This is a genomic window from Pseudomonas sp. GR 6-02 (assembly GCF_001655615.1).
GTDB lineage: Bacteria > Pseudomonadota > Gammaproteobacteria > Pseudomonadales > Pseudomonadaceae > Aquipseudomonas.
The window spans coordinates 71,251-84,465 of sequence record NZ_CP011567.1; the positions used below are offsets into that span (position 1 = coordinate 71,251).

Consider the following 13,215-nt stretch of genomic DNA (forward strand, 5'->3'; position numbering starts at 1 on the left):
AATAGAGAGTCGCAGGAATGAAGCCGTTCGCCTCCCGTTATCTGCTCCTTGTCGCATTTTCGCTGCTACTGGGTGCTTGCCAAAGCACGCCGCCGGCGGCCACCGAGGCCCCCGATGCACGGGCCACGGCTATTGCACAACTGGAACAAAGCCTGGCCAGCAGCGAGCTGGCCACCGCCGAGGATCAATTGGCGGCCTTGCAGGCCGAGTCGCCCAACGATCAATCCCTTGAGCAATACCAGCGGCAATTGGCCGAAGCCTATTTACTGCGCAGCCAGATCGTGTTGCAAAAAGGTGATGTGAATGCCGCGGCCACTGCCCTCAGCCGTGCCCGGGTATTGATGCCCAAGGCCCCGGCGCTGACCGGTGGCGTTAACAATGCCATCGTTCATGCACGCAAGGCTGAACTGGATAAAGCCGAAGCGGCCCTCAAGGCTGCCGAAGCCAGACCGCAGGCCAAAGTGATCGACCCGACGGCTGAAAGCACGACGGTGGCATTGAACCTCAACGATATGAGCAAACTTCGTCGTCAACTGGATGCTATCGCCGCCGATGTGGTGAATTATCAGTGCGACGTGAGCATTCAGGTTCCCCGTACTCAGGACTACCCATGGTTGGCCACGTTGCTGACCAAACGGGTGAAGAAGCTGGATTCGGGGTTTGATCTGAAGCTTGAGAAGCAGATTCTGCGCAATATTCCGGCGCAGATGGTTTTGAGCCCTCGCAAGCCATAAAGAAAAGATCGCAGCCTGCGGCAGCTCCAACGGACCGTTTAGGAGCTGCCGCAAGCTGCGATCTTTTGCTTTTCTAGATGCATCAGGCCGCAATTGCCTCGGTCCCAGGTTCCTACCTTTGATCGCCTTATTGCCAAATCGCTGGTTGAAGGCGAAATAAATGCTAAGAACCTCTATACGGACAGGCTAAAATGCGCGCCCGGCTAACCGCTGATCCTTTTCTAACGCGCCCCACAAGGTTCGCTACGTGATCGAGTTTCAAAACGTCCACAAAACTTACCGCGTCGCCGGTAAGGATATTCCCGCCCTGCATCCGACCAGTCTGACGATTGAGAACGGTCAGGTCTTTGGCCTGATCGGCCATTCCGGTGCGGGAAAAAGTACCCTGCTGCGCCTGATCAACCGCCTGGAAAACGCCAGTGGCGGCAAGATCATCGTCGATGGTGAAGAAGTCACAGCGCTGGATGCCAACGGCCTGCGACGTTTCCGTCAGCAGGTCGGGATGATTTTCCAGCACTTCAACTTGCTGGCGTCCAAGACCGTGGCCGATAACGTCGCGCTGCCGCTGACCCTCGCCGGTGAGCTGTCGCGTAGCGAAATCGACCAGCGTGTGGCGCAATTGCTGGCACGGGTTGGTCTGGCCGACCATGCGAAAAAATACCCGGCGCAACTGTCCGGTGGTCAGAAGCAGCGTGTCGGCATCGCCCGCGCCCTGGCAACCAAGCCGAAAATTTTGCTGTGCGACGAAGCCACCAGTGCCCTCGACCCGCAGACCACGGCGTCGGTTCTGCAATTGCTGGCCGAGATCAATCGCGAGCTGAAGCTGACCATTGTTCTGATCACCCACGAGATGGATGTGATTCGTCGAGTCTGCGATCAGGTGGCGGTGATGGATGCCGGTGTGATCGTCGAGCAAGGTTCGGTGGCCGAAGTGTTCCTGCACCCCAAGCACCCGACCACCAAGCGCTTCGTCCAGGAAGACGAGCAGATCGACGAGAACGAACAGCGCGACGACTTCGCTCATGTGCCGGGCCGCATCGTGCGTCTGACCTTCCAGGGCGAAGCGACCTACGCACCATTGCTGGGTACCGTCGCCCGGGAAACGGGCGTGGACTACAGCATCCTGGCCGGTCGTATCGATCGCATCAAAGAGGTTCCCTACGGCCAATTGACCCTGGCCGTCACCGGTGGCGACATGGAAGCGGCGTTTGCTCACTTCACCGCAGCTGATGTCCATATGGAGGTGCTGCGCTGATGGAAGTCCTGATGAGTTTCTTTTCCAATATCGACTGGTACGAAATCTGGCTGGCCACCGGCGACACCCTGCTGATGCTTGGCGGTTCGCTGTTGTTCACCGTGCTGCTGGGGTTGCCGTTGGGCGTGCTGTTGTTCTTGTGCAGCCCGCGCCAGTTGCTGGAAGCCAAAGGCGTCTACGCGATGCTATCGCTGGTGGTGAACATTCTGCGTTCGCTGCCGTTCATCATTCTGCTGATCGTGATGATTCCGTTCACCGTATTGATTACCGGCACCTCCCTCGGTGTCGCCGGTGCGATCCCACCGCTGGTGGTGGGCGCCACGCCGTTCTTCGCGCGACTGGTGGAAACCGCCCTGCGTGAAGTGGATCGCGGCATCATCGAAGCGACCCAGGCCATGGGCGCGACGACCCGTCAGATCATCACCAACGCCTTGCTTCCGGAAGCCCGCCCGGGCATCTTCGCAGCGATTACGGTGACAGCGATTACACTGGTGTCCTACACAGCAATGGCCGGTGTGGTCGGCGCTGGCGGCTTGGGCGACCTGGCGATCCGTTTCGGTTACCAGCGTTTCCAGACCGACGTGATGGTGGTCACCGTGGTCTTGCTGCTGGTGCTGGTTCAAGTGCTGCAAACCGTCGGCGACAAGCTGGTGGTTCATTTCTCCCGCAAATAAACAGTTTTCGTCACTTAAGACATGAGCCGGCCATTCGCTGGCAGGCGCCGAAGACTGGCGCCTCACAAGGAGTTAGCTGAATGAAAAAACTACTCGTCGCATTCGCTGCCATTGCAGCCTTTTCCGCCCACGCTGCCGACACCTTGACCGTTGCGGCCACCCCGGTGCCCCACGCGGAAATCCTCGAGTTCGTTAAACCAGCCCTGGCCAAAGAAGGCGTGGACCTGAAAGTCAAAGTCTTCACCGACTACATCCAGCCGAACGTACAGGTGGCCGAGAAGCGTCTGGACGCCAACTTCTTCCAGCACCAACCGTACCTGGATGAGTTCAACAAGGCCAAGGGCACCAACCTCGTCAGCGTTGCCGGTGTGCACCTGGAGCCGCTGGGCGCTTACTCCAGCAAGTACAAGAAACTGGAAGAGCTGCCGGGCGGCGCCAACGTGGTGATCCCGAACGACGCCACCAACGGCGGCCGTGCGCTGTTGCTGCTGGAGAAGGCTGGCCTGATCAAGTTGAAGGATTCGAAAAATATCCTGTCGACCGTGAAGGACATCACCGAGAACACCAAGGATCTGAAATTCCGTGAACTGGAAGCCGCGACCATCCCCCGCGTGCTGACTCAGGTCGACCTGGCGCTGATCAACACCAACTACGCGCTGGAAGCCAAGCTCGATCCGTCCAAGGACGCGCTGGTCATCGAAGGCAGCGACTCGCCGTACGTGAACATCCTCGTTGCCCGTCCGGACGACAAGGACAGCGCGGCAATGCAGAAACTGGTTGCTGCCCTGCACAGCCCGGAAGTGAAAGCCTTCATTCTCGAGAAGTACAAAGGCGCGGTATTGCCGGCGTTCTGATCTGAAGTTTTAACGAAAAAAATGGGGCGCATTGAATGCGCCCCATTTTTTTGCCTGAAACACCGTACCTGTGGTGCTTATTGACGGTTGAGCATCACCGGCAACTGCGCCACCAGTTTCTGGTTATTCAGCGGTGCACGAATGAACCCGCGTTGAGTCCCGTCCGGTCCGATCACCGCCAGGTTGCCGCTGTGGTCGACGGTGTAGTTCGGCTTGCTGGTGTCCGCCGGAATGAACGGAATGCTCACCGCGTTGGCCATTTTCTGAAGGTCTTCGACCGAGGCTGCGGTCAGCCCGATGAATTGCGGATCGAAGTAGCCCAGGTACTGCTTGAGTTGCTTGGGCGTATCGCGGTTAGGGTCGACGCTGACCAGGATGACCTGCAACTTGTTCACCGCATCCGCCGGCAGTTCACTCTTGATCTGCCGCAGCTGGGCGAGGGTGGTCGGGCAGATGTCCGGGCAGAAGGTGTAGCCGAAGAACAGCAAACTCCACTTGCCTTTCAGTTCGTTGATCGCCACTGGCTTGCCGTCCTGATCGGTCATCTTCACGTCCGGCAGATTACGGCTTTGGGGCAGCAAGATGATCCCTGCATCGATCAGCGCCGTCGGGTCGCCCTGGTTTTTCCCGGTCAGTACTTTATTGACGGTCAGGCCCAGGATCAGCGCAATCAGGGCAACGAGGATGAAGACGGTTTTCTGGGTTCGAGTCATAGGATCAACAGTAAGTAGTGGTCTACGAGCAGCGCGATAAACAGCAGGAACAAGTAGTAGATAGAGTACTTGAACGTGTTGATCGCCGCGTGCGGTCGAGTGCCACGGTACAGCACCACGGCCCATTGCAGAAACCTTGCGCCCAGTAAAAGGGCACACATCAGGTAGAGCACGCCGCTCATGTGGATCACGTAGGGCATCAGGCTGGCGGCCAGCAACGCAAAGGTATAAAGCAGGATGTGGACTTTGGTGTAGTGCTCGCCATGGGTCACCGGCAGCATCGGAATGTCAGCCTTGGCGTATTCTTCCTTGCGGTGAATCGCCAGCGCCCAGAAGTGCGGCGGGGTCCAGGCGAAGATGATCAGCACCAGCAACAATGGTTCGGCGCCGACATGACCGGTGGCGGCGGTCCAGCCGAGCAGTGGCGGGGCAGCTCCGGCGAGGCCGCCGATGACGATGTTCTGCGGCGTCGCGCGTTTCAGGAAACCGGTATAGACCACGGCATAACCGAGCAAGGAGGCGAGGGTCAGCCATGCTGTCAGCGGGTTGGTGAAAGTCAGCAACAAGGCCTGACCGAGCATTGCCAGTATCAGGGCGAAGGTCAGCGCAGCGGCTGGAGACACCCGGCCTTCGGCCAGGGGCCGTTTGTGGGTCCGGGCCATGACCGCGTCGATGCGCCGGTCCACCACATGATTGACCGCCGCGGCACCGCCGGCACACAGGGCGATCCCCAGATTGCCGAACACCAGCACCGTCCATGGCACCCCGGCGCGGGTCGCGAGGAACATGCCGACCAGCGAGGTGATGAGCATCAGCACCACCACTTTCGGCTTGGTCAGTTCCAGATAGTCTCGCCAGATGGCCTGACTGTGACGTTCGCCGATCAGAGTCGCCATGGCATCTCTCCTTTTATTGTTATGGGCCCGGCCGAGTGTTTACGCAGGCGTAGACGCCAGCGCCGAGGGGGCTGATGCTTGACCCGAACCAGGCTGGTTCGCGCGTGATAATTGACCAGCACCATCGTCAGCAACAGCGCCGCACCGCCGGCGTTGTGGGCGACGGCCACCGGCAGCGGCAAGTGGAACACCACGTTGCTGATGCCCAAGGTGATTTGTGCGGCAAGGGCGATCAGCACCATGACGGCCAGGCGCGTCATGCCGACGACCTTCAGTTGCCAAGCCAGACCGAGCAGAACAAAGGTGACCAGTAATGCGCCGATGCGGTGAGTCAGGTGAATCGCGGTGCGGGCATCGCTGTCCAGCTGCCCGCCCAGATAATTCGGGCCGATGTGCTGGGTCAGGTGAAAACCGTTGGCGAAATCAGCCGGTGGCAGCCATTGGCCGTGGCAGGTTGGAAAGTCGATGCAGGCTACCGCCGCGTAGTTGGAGCTGACCCAGCCACCGAGAGCAATTTGCAGGATCACCAACAGCAAGCCGGCGGTTGCCCAGTATTGCAAACGTCGAGGCACGGTCAGCGCCGGCAATACGCCGGACAGGCGCAAGGTCAGCAGAAACAACAGGCTCAAGGTCGCAAAACCACCGAGTAAATGTCCGGTGACCACTTGCGGCCAAAGCTTGAGCGTCACCGTCCACATGCCGAAAGCCGCTTGGCCAATGACCAACGCCAGCAAGAACAGCGGCAACTTCACCGGCTGCCCCGGATGATGACGATGGACCCAGGCGCGGCCCGCCAGCACCGCGATCAGCAGCCCCAGCGTGCCGGCGAAGTAGCGATGGACCATTTCGTTCCAGCCCTTGTGGGCTTCCACCGGGGTGTCTGGAAAATGCAGTTCGGCATGAGCCAGCTGGGCTTCGCTTTGCGGCACGCTGATAAAACCGTAGCAGCCGGGCCAGTCCGGGCAGCCGAGGCCGGCGTGGGTCAGGCGTGTGTAAGCGCCGAGCAACACCACAATCAGTGCCAGCAAGGTGGCAAACAGCGCGAGGCGAAATCCAGGTTTGGCCATGACGATGCCCTTATCCGATGTTCGACAGTTTCAGCAGGTGGCGCAGGTCGTTGAGCAGATCCTTGCCCTTCACCGTCGGGTCGTAACGCAGCACCAGATTGCCGTGAGGGTCGATGATCCACAGGTGCGGCGTGTCATTGCTCTGTGCGCCTTTGATGTAGGACGGCAGGTCCAATGAATAGCGTTGTAACTGTGGGTACTCGCGTTGAAGTTTAGTCTCGTAATCGCTGTTCAGCGGCTGCGCGATGGCCAGCGCATGGCTGGCACGGGCAGCATCGCGACCGAGGCCGATCTGGATCTGCCGCGCCAGATAAACCAGCTGTTGGCAGTCCACCGAGCAGTCCTTGGGCGCCGTCACCAGCAACTGCCAGCGTTCTTCTTGCGCTTGTACGCCAATGTCGGCGCGGGTCTGGCCGTTGCCGATCAGCTCACCGTGATAACTGCGGCCTTCGGGTACCCAGAACTGCAATTTGTACATGCCGGTGGCGAGGATCATCGGACCGATCACCCCCAATAGGATCAGCAGCAACTGCAAGCGTCCGCGCCGCCGATTCACCGGTGTTTTCGCCTCAGACATGCCGGGTGGATTCATGGCCACTCCCATTATTGTTCTCCTTTGCGTTGTGCCATCCGAGATAGAGATAAAGGCCGAACAGCGCGATCGCCAGGGCGAACCACTGCACGGCGTAAGCCAGGTGCTTTTCCGGCCCCATGGCCACCACCGGCCAATCGGTGCGGTAGGTCGCAGGGCCACTTTGCGCGCGTAATTCGTAGGCGAAACCGTCACGTTCAAGCGCCGTCCACAACCTGGCCGGTTCAACGGCGGTGATCAGTTGTGGCCAGGTCGTGGTGTTGGGGTCGGCGTGCAACTGGAACGTTGCGCCGGGGGAGACGTAGACCCAGGCGTCGAGGCTCAACACCTGCGTCGGTGTGGTGAATGACGGCGGGGTACGCCGATCCGGCCACGGCAGCCAGCCGCGATTGACCAGCAACCAGAGCCCGGTGGCCTGATCCTGAAATGGTTGCAACAGCTCGACCCCGACCTTGCCGTCACGCTGCCGGTTATCCAGCAGCAGGCTGTGTTCGGCATCGAACTGGCCGTGCAGGCGAACCCGGCGAAAGGCCGGATCTTCGGTGTGTTGCAGTTCGGTGCTGGCCATCGGTTCGGCCGCCCGGCGCTCGGCGTAATTTTGCAGCAGCGCGCTTTTCTCCGCGCCCCGGCTCAACTGCCAGAAGCCGAGTGACACCAGCAAGGGCAGCAGCACCGCGACCACCAGAGTCGGCACGAGGCCCAGCCGGAAGCGCTTCATGGCGTCGCCAGAAAGTCGGTCATCGCGATAGCTATACTCACATGCATCGCCTGTCCCCCGGAGTGTCACCATGCTCAAAGCAGCCATCGTCCTGATGCTGATTGCCACGGTTGTCAGCCTGTTCAGCGGCCTGTTTTTTCTGGTCAAGGACGACAGCAGCTCGAATCGCCTGGTCATCGCCTTGAGTATTCGTGTTGCGCTGGCCGCCATTACTGTCGGCTTGATCGCCTGGGGTTTTTTCAGCGGCCAGTTGGTGTCCCACGTGCCTTGGTAGTCATGAGTGCCAGGCTCAAAGTACGTAGACGAAAACGAACAACCCGATCCACACCACATCCACAAAGTGCCAGTACCAGGTCGCCGCCTCGAAGCCGAAATGGTGGTCTGCATTGAAGTGCCCGCGCATGATGCGCATCAGCATCACGAACAGAATGATGGTGCCGATGGTCACGTGGGCACCGTGGAAACCGGTGAGCATGAAGAACGTTGCGCCGTAGATGCCGGAACCGAGGGTCAAGCCCAGCTCGTGGTAGGCGTGCAGGTATTCTTTGGCTTGAAAGCCCAGGAAGCCGCAACCGAGCAACACGGTCAGCGCCAGCCAGATTTTCAGCGCCCCGCGATGGCCTTTCTTCAAGGCGTGGTGAGCGATGGTCACGGTGACGCTGGAACTCACCAGCAGTACGGTGTTGAGCAGCGGCAGACCCCAGGGGCTGATGACTTCCTTGGGGGGAGGAAAGAGTTTCGAGTCCGGGTTGTTCAGCAGCGGCCAGGTGAATTCGAACGTCGGCCACAGCATGTGGGCGATGCCTTTGGTGCCTTCACCACCCAGTGCCGGGCCCGCGATGTTGCGCACATAAAACAGCGCACCGAAAAAGGCCAGGAAGAACATCACCTCCGAGAAAATGAACCAGCTCATGCCCCAGCGGAACGAGCGGTCGAGTTGCGGGCTGTACAACCCCGCGCGACTTTCCTTGACCACCGTCCCGAACCAGCCGAACAGCATGTAGGCCAGCAGCAGTCCGCCGACGAAAAAGATCAGCGGGCCATGGGATTCCGGCCGCGCAGCCTTCAGGTCGTTGAACCAGGTGCCCAGGCCGAACACCGTGACCAGCATGCCGATCGTGGCGATGATCGGCCATTTGCTCTGGGCTGGAACGTAATAATGTTCATGAGTTGCCATTTATTGTTCTCCTTATCGGGCACGCTTTAACGCCTAGCCACCCGTGCTTGCTGCAACAGCTACGGGCGGATGACGTGCGGTGATATCGAACAGCGTGTAGGACAGCGTCAGGTGCTTCACATCCTTGGGCATGTCGCGGTCAACGATGAACCGTACTGGCATCTCGATGCGTTGACCGGGCTGCAGCACTTGCTGGGTAAAGCAGAAACATTCGGTCTTGTGGAAGTACGCCGCGGCTGCACTCGGCGCGATACTCGGCACCGCCTGGGCGCTCATCGGCCGGTCGGTGGGGTTGTGGGCGATAAAAATCATCTCGTTCACCGCCCCGGGGTGCGCGGTCAGCTCATCCGTCTTGGGATAGAAATCCCAGGGCATGTCAGCAGCGTTGGTCGACAGAAACTGCACGCGAACCTGCCGCGAGGCGTCGACCGTTTGCTCGCCTTCATACTGCCCGGCGGTTTTGCCATTGATGCCGAATGCCTTGCACATCACGTCGTAGATCGGTACCAGGGCAAAGCCGAAGACAAACATCGCCGCCACCACCAGTAACAGGCGGGTGACCAGTTTCTTCATCGAGATCGAGTCAGCCATTATTTCCAGCCTCTACGCCATATCCTGTAGGAGCTGGCTTGCCAGCGAAGGCGGAGTGTCTGACACACCGCGCTGCGTTCATCGCCAGCAAGCCGGCTCCTACAGGACCGAGGCGTTTCATTTCACTTCCGGCGGTGTGGTGAAGGTGTGATACGGCGCGGGCGATGGAATGCTCCATTCCAGGCCTTCGGCACCATCCCACGGCTTGGCCGGTGCCGGCTCGCCGCCGCGAATGGTCTTGATCACGATGAACAGGAAGAAGATCTGCGTGGCACCAAACATGAACGCGCCGATCGACGACACCATGTTGAAGTCGGCGAATTGCAGGTTGTAGTCCGGAATCCGCCGTGGCATGCCCGCCAAGCCCACGAAGTGCATCGGGAAGAACGCCATGTTCATGCCGATGAAAGACAGCCAGAAGTGCAGCTTGCCGAGGGTTTCGTCGTACATGTGGCCGGTCCACTTCGGCAGCCAGAAGTAAGCCGAGGCGAAGATCCCGAAGATCGCCCCCGGCACCAGCACGTAATGGAAGTGCGCGACCACGAAGTAGGTGTCCTGGTACTGGAAGTCTGCCGGGGCGATGGCCAGCATCAGCCCGGAGAATCCGCCAATGGAGAACAGGATCACGAACGCCACGGCGAACAGCATCGGCGTCTCGAAGGTCAGCGAGCCTTGCCACATGGTGCTGGCCCAGTTGAACACCTTCACGCCGGTCGGCACTGCGATCAGCAGCGTGGCGTACATGAAGAACAACTCGCCCACCAGCGGAATGCCGACCACGAACATGTGGTGCGCCCAGACGATGAATGACAGGAACGCAATACTGGCCGTGGCATAGACCATCGAGGTGTAGCCAAACAGCGGCTTGCGCGAGAACGCCGGAATGATCGAGCTGACGGCACCGAAGGCCGGCAGGATCATGATGTACACCTCGGGGTGACCGAAGAACCAGAACACGTGCTGGAACAGCACCGGATCACCGCCACCGGCGGCACTGAAGAAACTGGTGCCGAAGTGGATGTCCATCAGCATCATGGTCACGCAGCCGGCCAGTACCGGCATCACCGCGATCAGCAGGAACGCGGTGATCAGCCAGGTCCAGACGAACAGCGGCATTTTCATCAACGTCATGCCGGGGGCGCGCAGGTTGAGGATGGTCGCGATCACGTTGATTGCGCCCATGATCGAACTGATCCCCATCAAGTGGATGGCGAAGATGAAGAACGTCACGCTTTCCGGCGCGTAGGTGGTCGACAGCGGTGCGTAGAAGGTCCAGCCGAAGTTCGGCCCGCCACCGGGGGTGAACAGGGTCGATACCAGCAGAATGAACGCGGCCGGCAACAGCCAGAAGCTGAAGTTGTTCATTCGCGGCAGGGCCATGTCCGGCGCGCCGATCATCAACGGGATCATCCAGTTGGCGAGGCCGACGAAGGCCGGCATCACCGCGCCGAAGACCATCACCAGACCGTGCATGGTGGTCATCTGGTTGAAGAACGCCGGTTCGACGATTTGCAGTCCCGGCTGGAACAGCTCGGCACGGATCACCATGGCGAACGAGCCGCCCAGCAGGAACATAGTGAATGCAAACCACAGGTACAGCGTGCCGATATCCTTGTGGTTGGTGGTCAACACCCAGCGCATCAGGCCTTTGGCGGGGCCGTGGGCGTGGGCGGTATCGGTATGAACATGGTCATCGACTACAACAGTCATGTCCTGTCTCCTGCAAACGGCTGGGCTGGGCGAACCGGGACGTCATGCCCCGACCGATTCCTTGAGTACGCAATAGACCGGGTCATTTGCTTTCCGCCTGTTTCAGCTCCAGCACTTCTTTAGGGGTGACCATGTCGCCTTTGTTGTTGCCCCAGGCGTTACGTTCGTAGGTCACGACCGCCGCGATATCGACTTCCGAGAGCTGCTTGCCGAACGCCGCCATCGCGGTGCCGGGCTTGCCATGGAAGACCAGGCTCAGGTGAGCCTCTTTCGGCCCGGTGGCGATTTTCGAGCCCTTGAGTGCCGGGAACATCGGCGGCAGGCCCTGGCCTTCGGCCTGGTGACAGGCCACGCAAGTGGTGTGATAAATCTTGTCGCCGCGCTCCTTGAGCTCGTCGAGGGTCCATTCCTTGCTGGTCAGCTCTTTGAGTTGCGCGGCTTCCGCCTTGCGCTCGCCCAGCCATTTTTCGTAGTCGGCCTTTTCCTTGACCTCGACCACGATCGGCATGAAGCCGTGGTCCTTGCCGCACAGCTCGGCGCACTGGCCACGGTAGATGCCGGGCTTGTCGACACGGGTCCAGGATTCATTGACGAAGCCCGGAATAGCATCGCGCTTGACTGCGAAGGCCGGCACCCACCAGGAGTGGATGACATCGGCGGAGGTCACCAGAAAACGCACCTTGGCACCGATCGGCAGCACCAGTGGCTTGTCGACCTCCAGCAGGTAATGCTCGCCCTTGGCTTCCTTGTTGTGGATCTGATCGGCGGGGGTAGTCAGGTTGCTGAAAAATTCGACGTCCTGACCCAGGTATTTGTAATGCCACTTCCACTGATAGCCGGTGACCTGGATATCGATATCCGGCTCCGTGTTGTCGTACATCTTGATCAGTGTGGCGGTTGCGGGGACCGCCATGGCTACCAGGATAAGCAGGGGGACGATGGTCCAGAGGATTTCAACGGTGGTGCTTTCATGAAATTTTGCGGCCACCTGCCCGGTCGAGCGGCGGTGGATCATCATCGACCAGAACATGGCGCCGAAGACGATGATGCCGATCACCACACAAATCCAGAAAATGGTCATGTGCAGATCGAATACTGCGTGACTGATCTCAGTCGCTCCAGGCGCCATATTGACAGTCCAGGCCGCTTGCGCCTGACTGAAAATCGACCACAACAGGAGGCCCATCCAGACATGTGGATGTCGCATCATTGCGGGTTCCCCTTATCGTTCTTGTTATCCCGTAGGCGTAACGCCTGCGGCAAGGGAGCGGCATTTTCAGACCACGAACTTGAATCGCCGAGCCTTGCTGCGTATGCAGTCGGGTGTCATCAGCTAACTCCATTCAGAACCGAGTATAGACAGCGACTGCCACCTCGCAACGCGATGGGGTAAATCAGCTGAAACAGGTTGGACTTGCGTTCCAGGTCACGAATGGAGAAGGATGCAGACGAGTGGTGGCAAATCGATATAACTTCGATGTCTCAAGGATGAAATAATTATGACAAATGCGTCTTAGCCTTTTTCCTGAGCCAGCTAAGTTATGTCTTCCCTATTTCATTGCCTTTGTTTCCTGGAGTTTTCATGAACACCGCCGCATTGCGCGAGCAGATCCAACAAGCCCAACAACACGAGGCCGAGACCGGCCTGCTGACTCGTCAGCTGGAAACCCAACTGCCGCACCTTCACTCCGCCATCCAATTGCCGGATGTCGACGCTAACGGCGTGATGACGCGTTTTGTGGCCGCGTATATAGAACAAGTGCCAGACCTGCTGGATGCAGCCAATGAAGTCGCCAGGGAAGCGGGCATCGAATCGCAGATCAAGCCGGTGCTGACAATCGCCGAGCAGTTCTTCCTCCAACCGCCGGCGATCATGGCCGGTCACGTTGGCCTGGACAGCCTGCTGGACGAAGCTTATCTGGCGCACCGCCTGGTCGAAGAGGTCAACGACCTGTACATCAAGCATTTTGGTCAGCCATTGATCCCCTTGGACATGACTGTCGCCAACCTGATTGCCCACCAATTGATTGGCGAGGAATTTGCCAACCAACTGGATGAGGCGGTGCATCACGCCGTGGACGAGATGCTTGACGATGAAAGTTTCGCGCTGGAGTCGGTGGAGGCCTACCGCGAGAAACTCAACAGCCCGGACACCGGCGCCGCGTGGAAGCGCTGGCCGTGCCTGTCGCGCCAATTAGGTGTCGAGCTGGAGCTGGATCAGCCAGCGGCTTGAT

At 59.4% G+C, this 13,215-nt stretch carries 15 protein-coding genes; 6 read left to right on the forward strand and 9 right to left on the reverse strand.

Features of this window, described 5'->3' with window-relative positions; all coding sequences use genetic code 11:
• Nucleotides 1-17 precede the first annotated feature (17 nt).
• The 4 genes from PGR6_RS00320 (at nucleotide 18) to PGR6_RS00335 (ending at nucleotide 3,517) form a co-directional block, all read left to right on the forward strand.
• Nucleotides 18-734, forward strand: a complete 717-nt coding sequence (locus PGR6_RS00320; RefSeq protein ID WP_064615672.1) for a PA5502 family lipoprotein — start codon at nucleotides 18-20, stop codon at nucleotides 732-734.
• Between the two features lie 247 nt (nucleotides 735-981).
• The gene (locus PGR6_RS00325; RefSeq protein ID WP_064615674.1) at nucleotides 982-1,989 is read left to right on the forward strand and encodes a methionine ABC transporter ATP-binding protein; all 1,008 of its coding nucleotides are present in this window, start codon (nucleotides 982-984) and stop codon (nucleotides 1,987-1,989) included.
• Nucleotides 1,989-2,663 (forward strand): methionine ABC transporter permease, encoded by a 675-nt coding sequence (locus PGR6_RS00330; protein ID WP_018927268.1) that lies wholly within the window; start codon nucleotides 1,989-1,991, stop codon nucleotides 2,661-2,663. Before PGR6_RS00325 ends, PGR6_RS00330 begins: the two co-directional genes overlap by 1 nt.
• 80 nt (nucleotides 2,664-2,743) lie before the next feature.
• On the forward strand, nucleotides 2,744-3,517 hold the full coding sequence (locus PGR6_RS00335; protein WP_018927267.1) for a MetQ/NlpA family ABC transporter substrate-binding protein: 774 nt from the start codon (nucleotides 2,744-2,746) through the stop codon (nucleotides 3,515-3,517).
• Between the two features lie 77 nt (nucleotides 3,518-3,594).
• On the opposite strand, the gene PGR6_RS00340 is transcribed toward PGR6_RS00335, so the two are convergent.
• The 5 genes from PGR6_RS00340 to PGR6_RS00360 are packed head-to-tail and all read right to left on the reverse strand — an operon-like array spanning nucleotide 3,595 to nucleotide 7,503.
• A complete protein-coding gene (locus PGR6_RS00340; protein WP_019651205.1) occupies nucleotides 3,595-4,230 on the reverse strand; it encodes an SCO family protein in 636 nt (211 codons plus the stop codon).
• Nucleotides 4,227-5,126: a heme o synthase gene (gene cyoE, locus PGR6_RS00345; RefSeq protein WP_064615676.1), complete on the reverse strand. Its 900-nt coding sequence runs from the start codon at nucleotides 5,124-5,126 to the stop codon at nucleotides 4,227-4,229. The genes PGR6_RS00340 and cyoE overlap by 4 nt, the downstream gene beginning before the upstream one ends.
• The gene (locus PGR6_RS00350; protein ID WP_018927264.1) at nucleotides 5,114-6,193 is read right to left on the reverse strand and encodes a COX15/CtaA family protein; all 1,080 of its coding nucleotides are present in this window, start codon (nucleotides 6,191-6,193) and stop codon (nucleotides 5,114-5,116) included. Before PGR6_RS00350 ends, cyoE begins: the two co-directional genes overlap by 13 nt.
• Before the next feature lie 10 nt (nucleotides 6,194-6,203).
• Entirely contained in the window at nucleotides 6,204-6,797 is a 594-nt protein-coding gene (locus PGR6_RS00355; RefSeq protein ID WP_026286508.1) for a hypothetical protein, read from the reverse strand.
• Nucleotides 6,763-7,503, reverse strand: coding sequence for an SURF1 family protein (locus PGR6_RS00360; RefSeq protein ID WP_064615678.1), 741 nt, complete (start codon nucleotides 7,501-7,503; stop codon nucleotides 6,763-6,765). The genes PGR6_RS00355 and PGR6_RS00360 overlap by 35 nt, the downstream gene beginning before the upstream one ends.
• A 70-nt stretch (nucleotides 7,504-7,573) precedes the next feature.
• Here PGR6_RS00360 and PGR6_RS00365 point away from each other — a divergent pair, with 70 nt between their 5' ends.
• The gene (locus PGR6_RS00365) at nucleotides 7,574-7,777 is read left to right on the forward strand and encodes a twin transmembrane helix small protein (RefSeq protein ID WP_018927261.1); all 204 of its coding nucleotides are present in this window, start codon (nucleotides 7,574-7,576) and stop codon (nucleotides 7,775-7,777) included.
• A gap of 15 nt (nucleotides 7,778-7,792) precedes the next feature.
• Here the strand turns inward: PGR6_RS00365 and PGR6_RS00370 are convergent, their stop codons facing one another.
• The 4 genes from PGR6_RS00370 to coxB form a co-directional block, all read right to left on the reverse strand.
• Complete coding sequence (locus PGR6_RS00370; protein ID WP_018927260.1) at nucleotides 7,793-8,680, reverse strand: cytochrome c oxidase subunit 3; 888 nt, start codon at nucleotides 8,678-8,680, stop codon at nucleotides 7,793-7,795.
• Nucleotides 8,681-8,713: 33 nt separating this feature from the next.
• Nucleotides 8,714-9,271 (reverse strand): cytochrome c oxidase assembly protein, encoded by a 558-nt coding sequence (locus PGR6_RS00375; RefSeq protein WP_018927259.1) that lies wholly within the window; start codon nucleotides 9,269-9,271, stop codon nucleotides 8,714-8,716.
• Nucleotides 9,272-9,388: 117 nt separating this feature from the next.
• Nucleotides 9,389-10,981: a cytochrome c oxidase subunit I gene (ctaD, locus tag PGR6_RS00380; RefSeq protein WP_064615680.1), complete on the reverse strand. Its 1,593-nt coding sequence runs from the start codon at nucleotides 10,979-10,981 to the stop codon at nucleotides 9,389-9,391.
• A gap of 82 nt (nucleotides 10,982-11,063) precedes the next feature.
• Nucleotides 11,064-12,191, reverse strand: coding sequence for a cytochrome c oxidase subunit II (gene coxB / locus PGR6_RS00385; protein WP_019580289.1), 1,128 nt, complete (start codon nucleotides 12,189-12,191; stop codon nucleotides 11,064-11,066).
• Between the two features lie 372 nt (nucleotides 12,192-12,563).
• Here coxB and PGR6_RS00390 point away from each other — a divergent pair, with 372 nt between their 5' ends.
• On the forward strand, nucleotides 12,564-13,214 hold the full coding sequence (locus PGR6_RS00390; RefSeq protein ID WP_018927256.1) for a hypothetical protein: 651 nt from the start codon (nucleotides 12,564-12,566) through the stop codon (nucleotides 13,212-13,214).
• Nucleotide 13,215: the final 1 nt, after the last annotated feature.